At 34.0% G+C, this 21,931-nt stretch carries 17 protein-coding genes; all 17 read right to left on the bottom strand.

Going from position 1 to position 21,931, the window contains the following annotated elements; genetic code table 11:
* Positions 1–7 precede the first annotated feature (7 nt).
* The 17 genes from T473_RS0100725 to T473_RS0100645 all read right to left on the bottom strand — a co-directional run bounded on the left by T473_RS0100725 (position 8) and on the right by T473_RS0100645 (position 21,930).
* Entirely contained in the window at positions 8–1,318 is a 1,311-nt protein-coding gene (locus T473_RS0100725; protein WP_024620175.1) for an amidohydrolase family protein, read from the bottom strand.
* Positions 1,319–1,331: 13 nt separating this feature from the next.
* Complete coding sequence (locus tag T473_RS0100720) at positions 1,332–3,611, bottom strand: xanthine dehydrogenase family protein molybdopterin-binding subunit (protein WP_024620174.1); 2,280 nt, start codon at positions 3,609–3,611, stop codon at positions 1,332–1,334.
* Positions 3,601–4,317 carry an FAD binding domain-containing protein gene (locus T473_RS15870; RefSeq protein ID WP_024620173.1) on the bottom strand — a complete coding sequence of 239 codons (717 nt, stop codon included), beginning with the start codon at positions 4,315–4,317 and terminating at the stop codon, positions 3,601–3,603. The genes T473_RS0100720 and T473_RS15870 overlap by 11 nt, the downstream gene beginning before the upstream one ends.
* Positions 4,318–4,463: 146 nt before the next feature.
* Entirely contained in the window at positions 4,464–4,916 is a 453-nt protein-coding gene (locus tag T473_RS0100710) for a (2Fe-2S)-binding protein (RefSeq protein WP_024620172.1), read from the bottom strand.
* Positions 4,917–4,965: 49 nt separating this feature from the next.
* The gene (locus tag T473_RS0100705; protein ID WP_024620171.1) at positions 4,966–6,372 is read right to left on the bottom strand and encodes an amidohydrolase family protein; all 1,407 of its coding nucleotides are present in this window, start codon (positions 6,370–6,372) and stop codon (positions 4,966–4,968) included.
* Between the two features lie 17 nt (positions 6,373–6,389).
* The gene (gene hydA / locus T473_RS0100700; protein ID WP_024620170.1) at positions 6,390–7,757 is read right to left on the bottom strand and encodes a dihydropyrimidinase; all 1,368 of its coding nucleotides are present in this window, start codon (positions 7,755–7,757) and stop codon (positions 6,390–6,392) included.
* 45 nt (positions 7,758–7,802) lie between these two features.
* Positions 7,803–8,474, bottom strand: a complete 672-nt coding sequence (locus T473_RS0100695; protein ID WP_024620169.1) for a flavodoxin family protein — start codon at positions 8,472–8,474, stop codon at positions 7,803–7,805.
* Positions 8,475–8,572: 98 nt separating this feature from the next.
* Positions 8,573–10,786 (bottom strand): xanthine dehydrogenase family protein molybdopterin-binding subunit, encoded by a 2,214-nt coding sequence (locus tag T473_RS0100690; RefSeq protein WP_024620168.1) that lies wholly within the window; start codon positions 10,784–10,786, stop codon positions 8,573–8,575.
* 1 nt (position 10,787) lies between these two features.
* Positions 10,788–11,258, bottom strand: a complete 471-nt coding sequence (locus T473_RS0100685; protein ID WP_024620167.1) for a (2Fe-2S)-binding protein — start codon at positions 11,256–11,258, stop codon at positions 10,788–10,790.
* A 70-nt stretch (positions 11,259–11,328) separates the two neighbouring features.
* On the bottom strand, positions 11,329–12,723 hold the full coding sequence (locus tag T473_RS0100680) for an amidohydrolase family protein (protein ID WP_024620166.1): 1,395 nt from the start codon (positions 12,721–12,723) through the stop codon (positions 11,329–11,331).
* A gap of 55 nt (positions 12,724–12,778) precedes the next feature.
* Positions 12,779–14,134, bottom strand: a complete 1,356-nt coding sequence (locus T473_RS0100675; protein WP_024620165.1) for a uracil-xanthine permease family protein — start codon at positions 14,132–14,134, stop codon at positions 12,779–12,781.
* A gap of 46 nt (positions 14,135–14,180) precedes the next feature.
* Positions 14,181–15,572, bottom strand: a complete 1,392-nt coding sequence (locus tag T473_RS0100670) for a uracil-xanthine permease family protein (RefSeq protein WP_024620164.1) — start codon at positions 15,570–15,572, stop codon at positions 14,181–14,183.
* Between the two features lie 314 nt (positions 15,573–15,886).
* On the bottom strand, positions 15,887–16,927 hold the full coding sequence (locus tag T473_RS0100665) for a sigma-54 interaction domain-containing protein (protein WP_024620163.1): 1,041 nt from the start codon (positions 16,925–16,927) through the stop codon (positions 15,887–15,889).
* A gap of 78 nt (positions 16,928–17,005) precedes the next feature.
* Positions 17,006–17,722, bottom strand: a complete 717-nt coding sequence (locus T473_RS0100660) for a hypothetical protein (RefSeq protein WP_024620162.1) — start codon at positions 17,720–17,722, stop codon at positions 17,006–17,008.
* Between the two features lie 178 nt (positions 17,723–17,900).
* Positions 17,901–18,404 carry a QueT transporter family protein gene (locus tag T473_RS0100655; RefSeq protein ID WP_024620161.1) on the bottom strand — a complete coding sequence of 168 codons (504 nt, stop codon included), beginning with the start codon at positions 18,402–18,404 and terminating at the stop codon, positions 17,901–17,903.
* Positions 18,405–18,740: 336 nt separating this feature from the next.
* The gene (locus T473_RS0100650) at positions 18,741–19,259 is read right to left on the bottom strand and encodes a YfbU family protein (RefSeq protein ID WP_024620160.1); all 519 of its coding nucleotides are present in this window, start codon (positions 19,257–19,259) and stop codon (positions 18,741–18,743) included.
* A 400-nt stretch (positions 19,260–19,659) separates the two neighbouring features.
* Positions 19,660–21,930: a xanthine dehydrogenase family protein molybdopterin-binding subunit gene (locus tag T473_RS0100645; RefSeq protein WP_024620159.1), complete on the bottom strand. Its 2,271-nt coding sequence runs from the start codon at positions 21,928–21,930 to the stop codon at positions 19,660–19,662.
* Position 21,931: the final 1 nt, after the last annotated feature.

Genomic DNA, 21,931 nt, shown 5'->3' with positions numbered 1-21,931 from the left:
AACTTAATTAAAACTTCCAGAAATCTTCCGCAACTTTTTTCATATCTTCTTCAACAGATTTTTTGTCAACACCAAATAATTCGTAATCCTTTAAAACCCTCTTTCCATTTATAAATACATTTGATACAAACTCTTTTCTTCCATGTACAACTATCTGCTCATATATATTATCAAGGTTTACAGGTGTTTTGAATTTATTTTCTAAGACAATTACATCTGCTTTATTTCCAACTTTTATCTTTCCGGAGTCCTTTAAGTTTAAAACGTGAGCTCCATGTTCAGTAGCCATTTGAAGTACAGTCTTTGCAGACATAACTGTCGTATCTTCTGCAACCGACTTGTGAATTAAAAAAGCTCCTCTCATTACTTCAAAGAAATCATTAATATATCCATCAGTTCCAAGCGCGACTTTTATACCCTTATCTAGCATTTTCTGTACTGGTGAAAAACCTCCCCCTACTTCGCAGTTACTCAGAGGCATATGAACTACCTTCATCCCTCTTTCCTTTAATATCTCTATTTCATCATCATCAACTTTAACACATTGCGAAGCAACTACATTTCCGTCTAAAATGTTTAAATCATTGTAGTACTTTACGGGTTTTTTTCCAAAGTGTTTAGCTGTGTAATTCGGTTCGTAAATACTTTCGGATAAGTGGAACTGCATTGGAGCTTCTAATTCTAAGGCAATTTGTTTGGCTCTTTTTATAAAATCTGCTGAGCATGTGAAACTAGTGTGAGTACACATCATACCTGAAATCAATTTGCTGTTTTCTTTGCTCCATCTTATAAGATCGGCATTTTCTTTTAGACACTTAAGTCCATTTTCACAATCTATCCTCTCACAGCTTTCAAGGGATACTACTGCTTTCATTCCCAAGTTTTCTATAATTTTACCTTGTTCTATAAGAGTTCCTTCTTCTGTATTCGGAGCTTCTAGAGTGTCACAGAAACCTATGACACCCGATTCTATTAGCTCGATTCCTGAAGTAATTGTAGTTGCCTTAACTTCCTTTAGACCTATTCTATTTTCTACAAATGGCCACCAATATTCATTTAAAAAACCTTCAAAATCATTAAATTTGACATTGGCTGGAATTCCTCTAGATAGAACTCCATACTGATGCATATGAGCATTTATAAATCCTGGTATTACCACTGCATCTGATTTATCAATAATCTCTACACCGGGATATTTACTTCTTAACTCAACATTTGGAATTATATCTTTTATAATCTCGTCTTCTATAACTACAGCGTGATCAACGTATATTTCATCTACAGAGGACATTAAGAACTTACTCTTTATAGCAATCATCAATGCTTACCCCCTATTTTTTATTCTTCATAGCCATATAAACTTTTTCAGCAGTTATCGGCAATTCCCTAATATTTACTCCTGCAGCATTGAATACTGCATTTGCTAGAGCCGGTGCTGGAGTGTGTATTACTATTTCTCCAAGCGATTTTGCTCCATAAGGACCTGATGGATCGTAGTTATCTATAAACTCTACTTGTATATTTTTAACTTCTTTTTTAGTTGGGACTTTGTACTGAAGAAAACTAGTAGTTTGAAGTTTACCATCCTCCCCATGTATCGGCTCTTCGTAGACCGCTAAGCCTATCCCTTGAGTAACTCCACCTTCTACTTGTATCCTCGCAAGTGTTGGGTTCATAACCGCTCCACAGTCTACTGTACAAACGTAGTCGATGATTTCAAACTCACCTGTTGTTTTGTCTAACTCTATCTCAACAAATCCTGCCAAGAAAGGTTTAGCGCTCTCTTTGATTCCAAAACTTTCAGATGAATAAAGCACTTCTTGGTCTCCACCTCCAACTGACTTTCTTCCTAACTCTTCTAGGAGCACAAATTTATCTAATTCATTTATACTGCTAACTCTATCTTCAAATAACATCAAATCATCAGTTGGAATTTCAAGTTTTTTACTTGCTACTTTTAATATCTTAGCTTTTAAACTCTCCGCTGACTTTATTGTTGCACTTCCTGTTACATAAGTCGTACAAGATGCAAATGCACCTGTATCGTATGGACACATATCTGTATCTCCTGTATGAACAGATATTCTATCTACTGTAGTATTTAATGCCTTAGCAGCTATTTGAGCTAATATAGTATCTGATCCTGTTCCAAGGTCTGATGATCCAGACATAAGTTTATACGTTCCATCTTCATCCATTCTCATATTTACAATAGCCATATCAATTCCTGTGATACCAGATCCATGAGTAGCTATAGACATTCCTACCGCTCTAACTTTGTTATTTCCAATTTTTCTAGCAGGATATTTTTCATCCCATCCTATCAGCTCTTTACCTCTTTTGATACACTCCTCTAGTTTACAAGTTCTTATCGGAAAGTTCATTATTCCGCCGTCTGTTTTATCTTTTATTATATTCTTGAGTTTAAGATCTATTGGATCCATTTCTAGCTCCTGAGCCAACTCATTTATAGCACTGTCTAGAGCAAATGTACCTTGAGTAGCTCCATATCCTCTGAGTGCTCCACCTGGAACTAAATTTGTATATACAGTTCTTCCATCAAACTTTATTGCAGGCACATCGTTATAAGCAGGCAGAGTATTATGACCTGACTCTGAACAAACAGAAGGTCCATTATCTCCGTATGCTCCTGTATTATTTAATGCTCTAAGATCTATACCTTTTATATTTCCTTCTTTATCCGAACCTAATTTTATGTCAAAGAACATTTGATGTCTTGTATTTGTCATAGCAAAAGTTTCTTTCCTAGTGTATATAAGCTTTGCAGGTCTTTTTGTCATCCAAGTTACAAAAGAAGCATATATCTCTGTTACAGCTATATTTTTACCTCCAAATCCACCGCCGATTCTAGGTTTTATAACTCTTATTTGTGAGTGCTTTAATCCTATAGCTCTGGCTATTTGTCTTCTCATATGATAAGCTGACTGGTTGGCAGATATAACTACTAATCTACCATTTGCATCGATGTAAGTGTATGCCCTATGCGTCTCCATCATACAGTGAGCTTGAGGTTGAGTTATATACGATCTCTCTATAACCACATCACTGTTTTCAAATTCTTTATCTACATCTCCTTTTGAAAATCTTTCTCTTGAAACAATATTCCTACTTGCATCAAGTCCAAAGTCGAATGGAGAAAAAAGATCGTTCTCAGTATGAATTAATATCGTGTTATTTTCTGATTTAGTCGCATCTAGTATAGGCTCTAACTTTTCGTATTCAACTTTAATTAATTTCATCGCTTTTAAAGCCGATTTTTCATCATCAGCTGCAATTATAGCTACTTCATCTCCTACATATCTGACTACATCTTCAAGAATTAGCTGATCGTGAGGAGAAGCTTCTGGATAAGACTCACCCACCATTGAATATCTATAATTGGGTACATCCTTGTACGTATATATATCTACTACACCTTCAACTTTAAGAGCTTTGCTTACATCTATGTTCTTAATTTTCGCGAATGCGTGAGGACTTCTCATTAATTTAACTGTAAGGACATCTTTATGCATTATAAGATCTTCAGTATATATAGGTTTACCAGTAACTATTGCCTCGCTATCAATCTTTCTTATCCCTTTATTTATCATCCTTATCACATCCAATACTCATATACATTCTTGTCACCAGCGCCTTAGCCATATCAGATCTATACTCTCTGCTAGCTCTTAAATTGCTGCCATACGACAACTCTTCTTTAACTAAATCTGATGCCTTTTCTATATCCTCTTCTATAGTTAGTACTTCACTTGATCTCTTAGCTATTATAGCTTTTTGCGGTCTGGCACCTATTACAATAGTGTACTTTTCATCCTCACAGACTATAGCTCCATTTAATACCGGGAAATCACCTGTACATTTTCTTATACAATCGTATACTCCTTTAGCCTCTCTTTTCTTTAATATAACCTCTATAAGTATATCTTTTTCGTGGTTACTCTCTAAAAACTCTTCTAAATCTACAGTACCTGTTTTATAAAGTTTAACCTTCGCTCCAGCTGCCAATAACGGGGGAATTAAATCAGAAAATCCATATTTTGAAAAGACACTACCGCCAACCCTAGCTCCATTTCTGAACTGCACACCCACTATATTAGAAACTGCACATGAAATTATACCTCCACAGTAACTCTTTATTAAGTTATTTTGCTCTAATTTTCTAAGGCTCACATCAGCGCCTATAAGTATGTTTTCATCGTCTTCATCTATATAGTCTAAATTTATATCTTTAAGATCAATTGCTGTCCCTATATTTTTACTGCCCAATTTTAAAAAACTACTTCCTCCTAGTACCACGTTGTTTCTTTTAGATGTTAATAATTCATAAGCTTCATCTAACTCGTTGGGACCACATATTCCTTTATGGTTATCATAATATCCCCCTTTTGTATGATTTTTTTATTTCTAATATCTTTATTACTTGTTATCAGTTTAAGAGAATGTTATTTCACTGAATTTAGGTACTTGTGTATAGCCCTAAGTTGACCTTTATAACCAGTGCATCTACATAAATTCCCATTTAGATAATCTATAACTTCTTCTTCAGCAGGATCTTTTAACTCTCTCTTCATAGCTAAAACCATCATTATAAATCCCGGAGCACAGAAACCACATTGATCTGCACCCTCTTCTGCAAGAAAATCTCCGAATTCTTTAGCCTCTTTTTGCACCCCTTCTAGAGTTGTGATACTCTGACCATCTGCTCTAGCTGAAAGGAAATTACATGATAACTCTGCTTTATCATTAATCATCACTGTACATAGTCCACATGAACCTGTGTCGCATCCTTTTTTAACACTCACATACCCATTTTCTCTAAGTGTATCTGCTAAAAAGTCATCTGGACTAATATTTAATTCTTTCTTTTTCCCATTTATAGTACATTTAATAATCAAACATATCACTCCAAATTCAGTATAGTAATTATAATTGACTCAAAATTTATCAGTAAAGGCTATTCCACTTGTGGCCTTCCATTCTGTTTTTTATTGATCCTCTCTCACACAGCCTTTCAGCTGTATTTTGTGCGTCCCTAAGAACTCTCTCTTCATCCGTAGTAAGAATTTTTGAATCCTCCATTATTACTTTTCCGTCTACTATTACTCCTTCGATATTCTTTAAGCTCGATGAGTAAACCAATGTAGAAACTGGATTGTGCATAGGTATAGCTTTAGGTGATAACATCGGATTGAATATAAGTAAATCTGCCTTCTTCCCAACTTCTAAAGATCCTATTTCATTATCCATACCTATCGCCCTCGCACCGTCTATTGTAGCAAGTTCAAGAACTTTTTCTGCGGATATAGCTAAAGGATCACATTTGTTTACCTTATGCTGAAGCGCTGTAAGCTTCATAAGTTCTAACATATCTTGTGAATTGTTACTAGCAGCACCATCTACTCCCAAACTAACAGTGATACCTTTTTTAAGCATCTCTGGAACTGGAGCTACCCCTGAAGAAAGATACATATTACTTGCAGTATTGTGAGATACTTTCATATCGTACTTTTTAGTAAGTTCCATGTCTTCTTCAGTTAGGTATACACAGTGAACCATAAGCACATTTGGACCAAGTATTCCTAATTTTTCTAGAACATTTATATCGTACTCTCCGTGAAGCTCTTTTGCCGCCTCTCTATCAAAAGGTGTTTCTGAGATGTGTACTGTAAATAGCGCATCATCGTACTCCTTAGCTATTCTCCACAGCATCTCTAACATATCCTGTGAGTTAGACCATATTGCTGCTGGTGCAACTCCTATTTTTATTCTTCCATTTTCTGAATTGTGGTGTTTCTCAAACAACCTTCTCACATCTTTTTCAACTGTCTCTACATCTTGCATTATTCCTGGGTGAACTCCAAATTGCGCTCCAGTGTTCATACATCCTCTACCAAGTATCCCTCTTATTCCAAGTTCTTTATACGCGTCTATTATCCCATCACATAAATTCGGCTTACTATGAGGATACATATAGTCAACCATAGTTGTAATTCCACCTCTAAGCCCTTCAACACATCCCAACATAGCTGCGTCGTAAGTATCTTTTGGCTCTAAATAGTTAGCTGCTGGGAATGTCATAGTCTCAAGCCAATCTTTTAAAACCATGTCATCACCTAGCCCTTTTAGTAGAGTTTGGAATAAGTGGTTGTGTGTATTTATAAATCCCGGGAATATAACTTTACCTTTTGCATCGATAACTTTTTTTGCATCACTATATTTAGATACTATTTCCTTTGAACTTCCGATATCTATAATTTTATTTCCTTCTATTGCTATTGCACCGTCAAATAATACTTCTCTTTCTTTGTTTACAGTAACTACTATTGCATTTTTTATAAGAATATCGATCATTTTTTCACCTCATAAATTTATTTTATTTTACTTTTTAAATACTTACCTCTATACACTTTCTTTATTTCTCCATCTTCTACTACATGCTCTCCTCTTAGAAATACATCTCTTACCTGGCAACTTACCTTAAAGCCTTCGTACAGAGTGTAATCCACATTATGTTGTAGAGTACTGTTAGTTATAAGCTTTTCTTTATTTGTATCTAGTACTACTAGATCTGCATCACTTCCAACTTGTATTTCACCTTTACGGGGATATAAACCAAATATCTTGGCTGCATTTGTAGATGTAACCTCTACAAATTTATTAAAGCTAATTCTTTTATTTGCTACTCCGTACGTATAGAAAAGCTCCATTCTTTCTTCAACTCCAGGTGCACCATTTGGAATTTTGCTGAAATCATCTTTTACCAAATCCTTTTGACCTTTGAAATTGAACGAACAGTGATCAGTCCCGACTGTTTGAATATCACCATTTTTTATTCCATCCCATAGACACTCTATGTCTTCTTTTTTTCTAAGAGGAGGTGACATAACATACTTTGCACCTTCAAAATTTTCTTTGTTATAAAGTTCGTCATCTAAAACAAGGTACTGTGGGCAAGTTTCAACGATCATATTTACCCCTTGTTTTCGTGCACTTTTAACTACTTCTAATGAATCCTTACAACTAAGGTGCACAACATAGGATCTCGAGTCCGCCAGTTTTGTTATATCTGAAAGTCTTGAAACAGCTTCTTTTTCAACCAATGTAGGTCTAGTCAATGGATGGTACTTGGGTTCTAGATTCCCGGAGCTTACATTTTCCTCTATCAACGCGTCTAGTAAGTCTCCGTTCTCACAGTGAAATTCAACTATACATCCTAGCTCTCGTGCCTTTTCTAGAACCTTATATATCGCTCCATCATCTATCTTCATTCCATCGTAAGCCATGTACATTTTGAAAGAGGTAATCCCACCATAGATTAACTCTTCCATATGTTTAAATGTTTTTTCGTCCAACTTTGTTATAGTCATATGAAAACCATAATCGCAACTGCATTTACCAGCTGCCATTCTGTGATAAGATATAGCTCCCTCAATTAAGCTCTCATCTCCATTGCTTTCTGCAAAATCTAGGATTGTAGTCGTTCCTCCAATTATTGCTGCACGTGTCCCAGTTTCGAAATTATCTGCTGTTTTTATAGAACCTGAATCCATATCAAAGTGTGTATGTGCATCGATTCCACCCGGTATTATATGGCATCCATTTGCCTCTACAACTTCAAAACCCTCACACTTTAAATCTTTACCTATTTCAGCTATTACTTCATTCTCTATTTTAATATCGCTAATATATGTTCTCTCTGCAGTTACAACTGTCCCGCCTTTTATAATTATTCCCATAAAACATCAGACCTTCATTTATCAATTTTTTTATATGCCGTCGTTCTAGTGATCTCTGAGTGGTGATTTTTCGTCTTTTGCTATGTTTAACTCTTGTTTATGCTTATTCCAGATTTCTAATCCATACTTTGAAACCATCACAGCTTCAGCTACACCTTTTGCAAGTCTTACAACTGAATCCATTCCGACTTCATCTTCTTTTGCTCCTTTAGCTTTTTCGTCTTTACTCCATATTGTACCGCCTATATAACACCCTCCAAGCCCACCAGTTACTAGCATTTCGTGCATTAAAAAGAAGTTTATTATTGGCAGTTTTGCGAGTTCTTCACCACCATATCTAGTACCTCCAGTTGTAATAGCAGCTCCTACTTTGTTTTGTAACTCTCCTGAGTGAACTAAGTATATAGGTCTTAGCCTATTAAATGCCGCTGTAAGTTGAGCTGTAATGCTCATATCGTAAACTGGTGAAGCAACTATTATCCCATCAGCTTCAAGTATTTTCTTTTCTAGCTCTTGTATATCGTCTTTTATAATACACATAGTTTTATTTCTAATACAGGCGTCACAGTGAACACAAGGTCCAATCTTTTTTCCTCTAACAGACCAATATTCTGTCTCTATTCCCGGTACCTTTTCAACCTCTTTTAAAGCTTCCATAAGCGCATATTCCGTCGCGCCTTTTCTTGGACTTCCGCAAATTCCTAATATTTTAGCCATAATGTATCCCCTTTTTATCTTTATATTATAAAATTTAAAATTAATGATTTGATTACTTTTGATTACTCAAAGTTTATATAAGCCTATAAAATTAATTATTATAGTTTTATTGGTAATGAATGAACTTCTATTCCAGTGGCATCTAGTACAGCATTTGCTACTGCTGGTGCTGATGGCACTACTGCACATTCACCTATACTTTTACCTCCATACGGACCATCTTTTTCAAATCCATCTACAAAATGAATCTTAATGTCGGGCATTTCATTTGCTCTAAGCATTTTGTAAGATGTGAACTCATCATTTAATGGAACTCCTTTTTCATCGAAGCTAACTTCTTCACTAAGAGCGTATCCTAGACCCATATGAATTCCGCCCTCTAGCTGACCTTCTAGATTCATAGGATTAATTACTGTTCCAACATCGTGGACTGCTACGAAATTTTCAACCTTTACTTTCTTAGTTTCTTTGTCTACTAGTACTTCTGCGAAGTGGACTCCATAAGATGTTATCCCCGCTGGAGATGAGAAGCTCTCTACTACAGATAGTTCTTTTAATGATTTACTTTGAGTAAATACCGCTACATCTGATAGAGTTTTGCTTTGATTTTTGTCTTCTTTATTTACAACTAAACCATCCTCAAGTATTAAATTTTCTTTTGGTACTTCCATTAATTTTTCAGCTTCATCTAATATCATCTCTTTTAATTTTTCAGCAGTATTTTTAGCTCCTGCACCTTCTACAAACACACCTCTGCTTGCATAGTCCCCTAAGTTAAATGTACACGCATCTGTATCTGCTTCATAAGTTTCAACATCTTCTGGTCTTATCCCTAAAACCTCTGAAACCATCATAGTCTGCATTGTAGCAACTCCATTACCCATATCGTGAACTCCGGTGATAAGTGTTGCAGTTCCATCTTCGTTTAGCTTAAGAGTAAGAGTTATTACATCTCTGTGAGCTCCAAAAACACCGTTTCCGTGAGCTCCTATAGCCATTCCGACTCCCCTATAGTACTTTTCTTCTTCTTTAGGTAGTCTCTTTTTCTCATCCCATCCAAATAACTCTTTTCCTTTTTCAATACAGTCTAGTATTCTCGGATTTCCAAGAGGTGCGTTAAATCTTACATCTACACCATCAGGTTCAGCTACATTCTTCTCTTGAACATAAGTTAAATCCAGCCCTAAAGTTTTTGCTATTTTACCTATCTGTGCTTGCTGAGCCATAAATACTTGTGGAGATCCATAACCTCTCATAGCTCCAGCTATAGGTGTATTTGTATAAACAGGAATTCCTTTAAATCTCATGTTAGGAATCTTGTATACTTTGTATACCTTGTGGCTTAGAGCACCCATAACATTAAGTGCACTCGATGCGTATGCACCTGTATTTGTATATATATCAATATTTTGTGCTAATATCTCCCCATCATTTTTAACACCAGTTTTAATTTTTACATAAGCACCATGACGAGTTCTTGTAGCTATAATTGATTCTCTTCTATTTAAAACAAGCTTTACAGGTCTCATTGTCATTTTAGATAGTACTGCAGACACTGGCTCTATTGTCATTTCAAGTTTTCCACCAAACGATCCGCCTATTGCCGGTCTTACAACTCTAATCTTGTGAAGTGGCATCTCAAATATCTGAGAAAGTATTATTCTAAATGCAAATGTATTTTGGCAAGGGGTATAAACTGTTAAATTGTTGTTGTAGTCATAGTGAGCAATTGCTGAATGTGTTTCTATTGCGCCGTGGTGTATAGCAGGTACATTGTATTCATCTTCAAATACATGGTCACATTCTTCAAAAGCTTCATCAACATTCCCAGCATCTATCTTCATTTCTGCGATTTTATTAGTATCACCGTGAATTAAATCTGCACCTTCTTTTATTGCATCTTGTATAGTAAGCACTGCTGGCAACTCTTCGTACTCAACTTTTATTAGGCTCACAGCTTTTTCTGCTGCTTCTACTGTCTCAGCTGCAACAGCTGCAACCCTATCCCCAACATATCTAACAATTTCATTAAACACTGCTTCATCTTTTGGTATATCGTGTTCAAAGAATCTAAGCGCTCCGTTGTATTTTATACAGGGTGAGTTTAAATGAGTTGCTACTGCTCTTACACCTTCAACCTTTAAAGCGTCACTTACATCTATGTTCTTTATCTTTGCATGCGCAACTGGGCTTAAAAGCATTTTAGCGTGTAATACGTTTTGAGGTTTAAGGTCTGAAACGTATTTCATTTGCCCCGTTACTTTTAGAGCTGCATCTTTCACTGGGTAAGATTTACCTATAACTTTTTCCATATTACTTACCCCCTAACTTTCTAGCAGATAACTTAACTGCTTCTATAATTTTTACATATCCAGTACATCGACAGAGACTTCCGTTAAAAGCTTTTCTAATTTCATCTTCATTAGGAGATTGATTTCTATTTAGAAGTCCCTGCGTTGTTATAATCATTCCAGGAGTACAGTAGCCACATTGAACTGCTCCTACTTCAATAAATGATTCCTGTATTGGATGAAGCTTATCTCCATCTGCAAATCCCTCAATTGTAACAATCTTTTTATATTCAAAGTCTTTAGCAAGCGCTTTACAAGTTTTAGTATCAACACCGTCTATTAAAACTTTACATGCACCGCAACTACCGCTATTGCATCCTTTTTTTGCCCCAGTTAAATTTAATTTTTCACGAAGTACATATAAAAGAGTTTCATTATCTTCTATATAGACATCGTAAATATAATTATTTACATCTAATTTTATCTGTTTCATATTTAACCTCCTAAGAATAAATAAACGCTTTTATGGAATTTACAATTTGAAATATTAGTTTAAATCCGTCTTAGAACAAGCTATTCCAAACATGGCCTTCCATTCTATTACTTATATCAGCTCTTATACATAATTCTTCTGCTGCCTTTTGTGTATTTTTATATACTTTTTCTTCGCTTTCAATTGTTTTGATGTCTCCATCCTCCATTATCATGTTTCCATCTACTATTACAGTTTCTATATTGTCCATAGTTGAAGAGTAAACTAATGTAGATACTGGGTTGTGAAGTGGTATCGATTTTGGAGAAATCATCGAATTAAACACTATTAAGTCTGCTTTTTTACCAATTTCAAGCGATCCAATTTCATCTTCCATTCTAAGAGTTCTAGCCCCTTCAATAGTTGCCATCTCTAAAACTTTTTCCGCTGATATAGCTAGTGGATCACAGTTGTTTACTTTATGTTGAAGTGCTGTAAGTTTCATAAGCTCTACCATGTCCTGTGAGTTGTTACTAGCGGCGCCATCCAATCCTAAACTTACATTTATCCCAGCCTTTAGCATTTCGGGAACAGGAGATACACCTGATGCTAAATACATATTACTTGCAACATTGTGCGAAACCTTGATGTCGTATTTTTTAAGCATTTCTATATCTTCATCATCAACACATACACAGTGTACTGCTACAACTTCAGGCCCTAATATATCCCACTTTTCAAGTAGTTTAATATCTATTTCTCCATGTATCTCTTTCGTTTTATTTCTTGCAAAATCAGTTTCTGATAAGTGAACTGTAAAATATGAATCGTAATCTTTAACTATTTTCCACAACATTCTGCCCATTTCTTCTGATATAGCCCACATTGAAGAAGGTGCTACACATAGTTTGATTCTGCCATTATCAGAGTTATGATATTTATCGAATAATCTTCTAAGATCTTTTTCTACGATTTCTACATCTTCAATTAGTTCTTTGTGAATACCTAGATCGATACATCCTCTTCCTATTACACCTCTAATTCCTAAATCTTGATAAGCTTTTATAATTCCATCTGTTAGACCAGCTCTATTGTGAGTGTGCATGTAGTCGACCATTGTAGTTATTCCACTCTTCAGTCCCTCTACACATCCGTGCATAGCTGCATCGTAAGTGTCTTGTTCAGTTAAAAACTTAGCCGATGGAAACATCATGCTGTTTAACCATCCATCTAATGCCATATCATCTCCAAGACCTTTAAGAAGAACTTGGAAAAGATGGTTATGAGTGTTTATAAATCCTGGGAAGATTACTTTTCCATTTCCATCCATAACCTTTTTAACTTCTGTATATTTTAATACTAAATCTTTAGAGTTTCCTATATCCAGTATTCTGTCGTCTTTTATTGCAATAGCCCCATCAAACAAAACCTCTCTACCTTTGTTCACCGTGACAATTATTGAATTTTTTATAAGTATATCGATCACTTAAATCCCCTCCATTTGAAATAAAATTTATTATTATAATACATTTCTTCAAATACTATCCGACTTTCTCCTTTGAAGCAGCTACTTCATCTTTACCAAATACCTTTAGTTTAAATACTGTTTGAAGAAGAATCGCTATAACAGCTCCTGATACTATATAAGAATTTCCTACTATTGTCTGTACAATAGCTGGGAACTGATTTAATACCTGTGGGAATGTAGATACACCTATACTTACTGCTATAGAAACTCCAGCTATAAGGTTATTTTCTTCTGTAAATCCGTCTGAACCTATTATAGAGAATCCTGACATTGCTATAGATGAGAATACTACTATTGTAGCTCCACCTATTACACAGTTAGGAATTGTAGTCATAATAGCACCTAAAAATGGTGATACACCTGCTAGTAATAAAACTGCAGCGCCTAAAGCGATTACATATCTGCTTATTACTTTATTCATTGAAACTATTACTGTATTTTGGCTAAATACCCCAGTCGGTAGTGCTGAGAAAACTGAAGATATTATTGAAGATATTGAATTACCTAAAACTATTGATGATAGTTCTTCATCTGTAACCTCTCTGTCCATTGCGCCCATCGTAACTATTGTAGTCGCTCCCATCATATCCACAATTCCTATTATATAAATTATAGTGAACATAACTATTAGTTCAGGTTTAAATTCTAATCCAAATGCTACTGGTGTCGGTAGAGATATTAAAGCTGCCCCTTGTACTGCTGAGAAATCAATTATTCCAGCTACAAGAGAAACCGCATATCCTACTACAATACCTATAAGTATTGATGAATTTTTTACTAATCCTCTTCCGAATTTGTTTATCATAATTATTATAATCGCTACGAATCCACCGATTAAAAAGTTAATCGGATTACCAAAAAGTTCAGTACCTTCACCGCCAGCTAAATTTTTTATAGCTGTTGTGAAAAGTCCAATTCCCATACATGCAATGATTGTTCCCGAAATAACAGCCGTAAAAATATGTCTAATCTTTTTTATAATAAATCCTACAAAGAAGACTACTACACCCGCTGCAATCTGTGCTCCAAATAGCGCTGCAAGACCGTGTTCAGCTGCTACTGAAATACATGCCCCTAAAAATACATAACTCATACCCATCATCAGTGGAAGTCTTGCTCCAATTTTATATCCTTTGAATAAAGGAATCGGATATAATTGTAAAAATGTTGCTAATCCCGCTGCCAACATAGATCCTTGTATAAGCATAGTCGACTGCGTTTGATTAAGTCCGACAACGTTTGCAATAAGAATTGCTGGAACCATATTTCCTACTATCATCGCTAGTAAATGTTGTAAAGCTAGAGGCACCGCCTCTTTTAAAGGTGGAATCCCATCTAAATCATACTTTGATGCGTTATTAACTTTCATAAAATAAATCCTCCCATACGTAAATATTTTCTAAATATTTTTATGCCTATGAATTTAATTCCTTTTCCAAGTCTTTAGTTTTTGACTTCTTTCCTGATTCCATTTCCGCCCTTTCTTTGGATTCTTGAGCTAAACTCTTCTCAGGTATTATTAAGTTTAAAGTAAATGCAACTATTGCAGCTATTACTATTGGAGATTCTCCAAATACCATCTGTACAAACTCCGGAAACAATACTTGAGCTTCTGGTACAGAAGTTATTCCCATTGCAAGGGCTATTGCTAGACCAACAATTATTGTATTTCTTGATGATAGCTCCTGAGTAAATATAAGTCTCATACCTGTCATCATTATCATACTAAAGATTGACATTGTAGCCCCTCCTAAAACTGCATATGGGATGGTTGTCATAAGCGAACCAAATTTCGGTATAAATCCAGCTAATAGCATGAATATTCCAGCAATAGCAAATACATATTTACTTATAACCTTATTCATAGCTACAATCCCAACATTTTGACTGTATGCTGATGGAGGAAGTCCTCCAAATATTGATCCAAAGATAGTTGCGACACCAGAGCCTATAACTCCTCTTGATAGCTCTTTTCCTGTGATATCTCTATCCATGCCACTTATAGTTGTAGCTGAAAGGTCACCTATACTTTGGATTGCATTTACAATACTTACTATCGCAACTGATATTACAACTGGTAGATCAAATTGTATTCCAAACGCTAAAGGTTTTGGCAAAGCCACCCATCCCGCTTCTTTGATAGGAGATAAATCAACCATTCCAAATACAAATGCAACAGCATAACCAATCATAATACCTAAAAATAGAGATGCTAACTTAGCGTATCCTTTTGAAAATTGATTTAATCCAATTACTACCGCTAGTGTAAATGTAGCCAAAGCCCAGTTTGCTAATGATCCATAGTTGGCGTTACCTGTACCACCAGCAATATAATTTACACCTACTGGGAATAATGATAGACCGATTGTAAATACAACTGTTCCAGTAACAATGTTTGGAAAATATTTTCTTATTCTCTTAATACAGAGACCAATCGATATCGTTACAATACCAGCTACAATCTGTGCTCCAAATATACTAGCTATACCATATCCTTTCGCCACGGCCACTAATGTTGGTACATAGGTGAAACCTATACCGTAGATTATCGGTAAACCAGATCCTAATCCAAATAGCGGATAAAGCTGAATTAGTGTAGCCACACCTGCTGTTATGAGTGCATACTGTACTAAGAGCGTTATCTGGTCTCCTGGTACACCTACTGCGCTCCCAACTACTATCGGAACGGCTACTGTACCAACTATCATAGCGAGTATATGTTGTAACGATAGCGGCAGACATTTTAATAATGGCGGTTTTCCTTCAAGATCAAATACAGATTCATTTGTAACCTTGTTCTTTTCCAACGAAAATCACTCCTAACAATTTTATAAGGTCAATTTAAGTTTAGATATTATGTTTTATGTCAATTGCCTTTGACTTAATTTAAAGCATAAATGATGCCAAGTTTTGATTTTTTATATGAAATCAGTTTTATTTTTCCAAATAATCATCATGAAGGCTTATAAGTCTAATCTTACATATTGTTAATTTTTTGTTAAAATTATTAAATTCTTTCCAAAAAACTCCTTTGAATAATAAAAAAGTACTTTGAAATCGATTTCAAAGTACTTTTTCTAATATTTATATAACAGTTTTTAAAATTGAGAAAAGAAAAATCTTATCCTTCAATTTTTCTATACAGCGTTGCTAAAGATATTCCTAGTTTTTTTGCAGCTAATTTTTTTGATTTAGTATCATTTCCGAAATGCTCAACTACCTTTTTTATGTACAGCTTTTCAAATTCGTCTAGCGTCAGTATCTCTTGGCTGTTTGATATATCGCATATACTATCATCTAAAGACTTATTTTGTTTTTTATTCATTTTAAAGTATTCAATTATTTTTCTATTAACTAGACCTTTGTGAATAACGCCATCGCTTTCAAGCAAATTAATAGCCAACTCAATAGCATTTTCAAGTTCTCTAATATTACCAGGCCATGGATAGTGATTAAAAATATACTCTACTTCAGGGTCTATAGAAGTGACATTTTTCTTCAACTTTCTAGAATATTTATCTATAAAGTTATCTATTAATATCTGTATATCTTCTCCCCTTTCTCTCAACGGGGGAACTTCTACTGGTATTACATTTAATCTATAATATAAATCTTCTCTAAACTTTTTTTCTTCAACCAATTTATATAAATCCTGATTGGTCGCGGATACAATTCTAACATCAATATCCAATAGTTCATTTGAGCCTATTCTTGTAAATTTCTTTTCCTGAAGCACTCTTAAAAGTTTTGATTGAAGCTGAAGTGGCATATCACCTATTTCATCTAGAAAGACTACTCCACCATTGGCAAGTTCAAATTTTCCTACTTTACCCTTAGCATCTGCACCACTAAATGCACCTTTTACATATCCAAACAGTTCACTCTCAAGGAGCGGTTCTGGTATAGCTGCACAGTTTAGAGCAACAAACATTTGATTTCCTCTATTGCCTGCTAGGTGTATAGCTCTAGCAATAAGTTCTTTTCCTGTACCGCTCTCTCCCATTATTGCAACTGTAGAATCGCTATTGCCTATTTTCTTTATTCGATTCTTTAGTGCAATCATCACATCAGATTCGCCAATTATAGAGTCAACTGTAGTGGTTCCCCAGACGTTGTGTACTTTTATTCCTTCATAAATTGTTGAATCATCCTGTCTTAACAATCATACCAACTCCAAATTATTAAAATATATATCAATATATTATATCATATAAAAGCTAAGTTCTTATTAAGTTGCAAATTAATTATGAATTAATCCAATTTTCACTTTATTATCATCATTTTCCTTTAGATTTAGAGAGAAAATTATATCGTAATTCTCTTCTTTTATCTCATAAATACAATCAGTAAGTTTATTTACATCCTCTAGACTTATTTTTCCTTCAATAAGCATAAGGCTTTTCTTGTTTAAAAAAACATTACCTATTGATTTCATACTGTCGATTATATTTTTTGCTACATTAATGTAATCATCACTTTGTTTAAATTCTACATAAGAGTAACCTATACCTTTTTCATTTGCTATCACTTCTTTTAAATCTGTTATATCTAAGTAAAGTAGAGTTAAATCAGAAATTGATTCTACAATCAAATTCATCATGTTTGTGAACTCACTAAGTTCTTCAGTATGCAATCTAAACTCTCTATTTACTCCCATATCTTCTTTTTTATCATCAAATAAAGTGTTTATACCTATTGATAAAACTCTCCTCTCTGAAGACATATAAGATATTGCTTTTACAATATCACTAGTCCTTTTATCTTCTGATGAGTAGATTAAAAATAGCATCTCAATACCGTCAAAAATACTTCTAATATATTCTTTGTCTACATCTTGATTTATTTCAATCTTTTCAGTATCCATATTTCCTATAATATCTTTTTCTATATGTTTTAAGTTATTTATTCCTTCATCACCTATTGCTATAATTTTAGCGCTCTTTACCATTTCTTCCATTAAAATGCTCCTAACTATTGTATATTATTTTTACTTATTATCCTATATAATACAATTCTACAAAATATTTTATAATTTTTGAAATTTATATTTAAATTTAATATATTTTTTACAAACAAAGGATATATGAAATATTATCTCATATATCCTTCAAAAATACATATTTTATTTACTTTTATTAATTAAAAGCGTTTTTTACTAAAATACCATATTTACCTTCAACTGCTTTAAAAAGTGGTATACCTGCTATTGTTATAACAACAAACTCTCCAATTCCAACTTGCGCCATAGATAAGATTAAAGGTAATCCTACAAACTTGTTCAACATCCAACCTATTATAAGAGCGTTGACTACAGCTGGCCACAGAGATGCTATTATCAGTGACATCGTGCTTTTACCCAGTTGTTTACCTGTTTGATAAACTAAACATGCACTTATAAACGTTGCAAGTGTTCCAAATATCGTATCTGGTATACCGTAAACTCCTAATATATTTGCCAGAAAACATCCCAAAGTAAGTCCTGGTATGTAGTCTTTGTCTATAAACGCCAAAAGTATCATAATTTCAGCAACTCTGAACTGGATATTTGAGTAACTCATAAATCCAAGAGAGATTGTAAGAACTGCGTATACTGCTGCTATTAAAGCTGTAACAGCAATTTTTTTAGTATTTCCTTTCATTTTTTTCCTCCTAATATTTTTTAAATATTAAGCCTAGAGTACGTAAATATAATTGCAATCAAAATAAAACCGCAGAGAAATTCTACGGTTTTTTGATACAAAATAATACATCTATGTAATAAATGCATATTATTCACCGTAGTTTTATTTAGAGACAGGAGGCTCACGAACTGTCTTATTAATTTCAATATACATTATATACTATTTTTTAATAAATTTCACCTATTAATTTTTACAGCCTCTCATTTTCTGTGTGAAAATACCAGGTACTAGGGAAAACATATCAAATATAAAAAAGCATCAAAACTTAACAATAGTTAAGTTTTGATGCGGTTATTAATTAATATTTATTATATTTTTTATCTCTTTTAAATTTAAAACGCTATAAGGCTCTTCTATATCTGTTCTACACGTATCAATTCTTTTTTTGTAAATTTCTACCATAGGAGACTTTGATTCCATTTTAAATCCTTCTTCTCTGATTATATCTTTATAAAGCCCTAAATCTTCAATAATAAATTTAGCATAAGTGTAGTAATTTTTTTCTTCAAGTATGTCAAACCCTCTAAAAATAATATCGTATTTGTTCATTCTAGTTTTGTCTATTCGACTTAAATCATTATAAGACCTGATAAGCATTCTATACATTTCAAATACATCAAATATAAACTTTGATACTTCTTCTTCAGTGCCTTTACTGTTGATATTCTCTATTAAATCGATATAATTGTATTTATAACCTTTTCTTATGATTTCCTGATACTCCAAGTAAGTTTTAACATTATCTTTATCTAGATGTTTAAGTATCTCATATTGATTAAATAAAAATAATCTTTCCTTTGAACTAAGTTCCATAGTATCCCCTCCTAATCGATAATATTAGAAGTACATACAAGCTTTTAATGATTAAAGAAAACGCATAAATTTAATTTAAACTATGTTTGTCTTCTTACTCTTATTATACTCTAAAAAAACTCCTTTTGACTACTATTTAACAAATAAATATTACTTTCTAATACCATCTTTATATGTACATAACTTAAAACCTTTTTCAGGGCACACTTTATCCTTGATAAGCTGCTTTTTACTCTAGACATAGACATCCCTGTTCTTATTATTCTCCCATTATTGTTATATAGTTATGTTAGTCTAAATTTGCAATAAAACAAGACCCCTTTATGCTTTAACTTCATAAAAGAGCCTTATCTTTTCTTATTTATCTATAAATTATATATTTAATTATTTGCTTGATTGATTATTTATTTAATTTCATAAATACTTTTTCTGGAGTTATAGGTAGGTTATTAATTCTTACACCTACAGCATTGAATACTGAATCTTGTATAGCTGCCAGAGGAGTGTTTATTACTACTTCTCCTATTGATTTAGCCCCAAAAGGACCTGTTGGTTCATAAGTCTCAACGAATTCAACTTTTATATTGCCAACGTCTTCTCTTGAAGGTATCTTGTACTGCATAAAAGTGTTTGTATCCATATGTCCATTATCAGTGTGTCTAACTTCCTCAAACATCGCCATACCTATACCTTGTACAATACCACCCTCAACTTGAATCTTTGCAAGGTTTTTATTGATAACTGTACCACAATCAGCTATTGCAACATAATTGATTAAATCAACTTTTCCAGTTTCTTTATCGACTTCTGTCTCTGCAAATCCAGCTATAAACGGAGGAGGAGAAACACTACTTCCATATGAAGCAAATCCTATAAGTTGTTCCCATTTATTCCCTATAGTAGTGTTTACAGATATATCAAACACTGATATTTCTTTACTGTGTTCTACTGAGAACACCTTATTTCCATCAAATTCTAAATTATCTATGTCTATTTCTAATTGCTTTGAAGCAGACTCTATAATTTTATCTCTAAGATCTTCAGCTGCTTTAACAACTGCCATTCCTGTAACATAAGTAGTACTTGATGCGTAAGAACCTGGATCATAAGGTACCATATCTGTATCAGATGCTATAACAGTTATTCTATCCATATCTGTTAAAAGAACCTCAGCTACCATCTGTGCAAGAACAGTATCACTACCGGTCCCCATATCTGTCGATCCTACCATAAGTACGTAGCTTCCATAATCATCAAGTCTTACTTCAACAGTAGATTTGTCTAAATTAGGTATACCTGATCCCTGCATAGTAAGCGACATACCTACTGATCTAACTTTTCCATTTCCAAGATCCTTAGATGGATATTTATCATCCCAACCGATTAAATCTTTACCTCTATTTATACATCTCTCTATATCAGCGCTTTGTATATGTTTTCCATATGCAAATGTAGTCTCACCTTCAACTACAACATTTTTCATTCTAAGTTCTGTAGGATCTATATTTAATCTGTCTGCAAGCATGTTTACTGTAGACTCGACAGCAAAGTTACCTTGAGTAGCTCCATACCCTCTCAGAGCTCCACCTGGCATTTTATTAGTATAAACAACATCACCAGCAAATCTAGCCGCTTCTAGTTTATTGTAAAGAGGTAATGTCTTTTCACCTATTAAACCGAAAGTAGTCGAAGCATGTTCGCCATAAGCCCCTGTATCTGAAAGCCCTTCTATGTCTATTGCTCTTATTATTCCATCTTTATTTGAGCCAATCTTTACTTTAATTCTAGTGGCATGTCTGCTAGTAGTTGAATTAAAAGTCTCTGTTCTATCGTAAATTATCTTAGCAGGTTTTCCAGTTTTCAATGTAACTATTGCAGAAAATATCTCAGTACATGCAGTCTGCTTTCCACCAAAACCTCCACCTATTCTAGGCTTTATTACCCTGATTTTGCTCGCAGGTATATTTAAAGCTCTCGATAAATGTCTTCTTACATGGAAAGGTATTTGAGTAGAACTTATCACTACTAATCTTCCCGCATGATCTAAATAGTTGTACGATCTGTAAGTCTCCATCATAGCATGAGCTTGAGCTTGAGTGTAGTAAGTTTCTTCTACGACTATATCGCAATCGTTTAAAACTTTTTCTACATCTCCTTTAGCGTACTCCTGCTTAGAAGCTATATTTTTCTTTGAATCAAATCCTATATCAAAGTTACACTTTACTTCTTCTTCGTGAACTGTTACGTCGCTCTCTATAGCTTTTTCGAAATCTATAATTGCCTCTAACACTTCATAATCAACTTTTATCATATTCATTGCTTTAATCGCAGTTTTTTCATCTACTGCCGCAACTATCGCTACTTCATCGCCTACATATCTAACAACATCTTCAAGTATAAGTCTGTCGTATGGAGACGGTTCAGGATAAGTTTGACCAGCAAGAGTAAATCTGATATCTGGTACATCTTTGTGCGTGAGTATACACTCTACACCCTCCAACTTTTCAGCTCTACTTGTGTCAATATTTTTTATCTTGGCGTAAGCATGTGGACTTCTAAGAATTTTAACTACAAGTGCATCTTTAGAAGTTAAGTCATCTGTGTATACAGCTTTCCCTGTAGTTATTGACATTGCATCAATTTTTTTAACTCCTTTTCCTACTATCCTCATA

The organism is Clostridioides mangenotii TR, assembly GCF_000498755.1.
GTDB lineage: Bacteria > Bacillota > Clostridia > Peptostreptococcales > Peptostreptococcaceae > Metaclostridioides > Metaclostridioides mangenotii_A.
The sequence above is the reverse complement of the archived record's forward strand: the minus strand, read 5'-3'. Positions and strand labels throughout refer to the sequence as shown.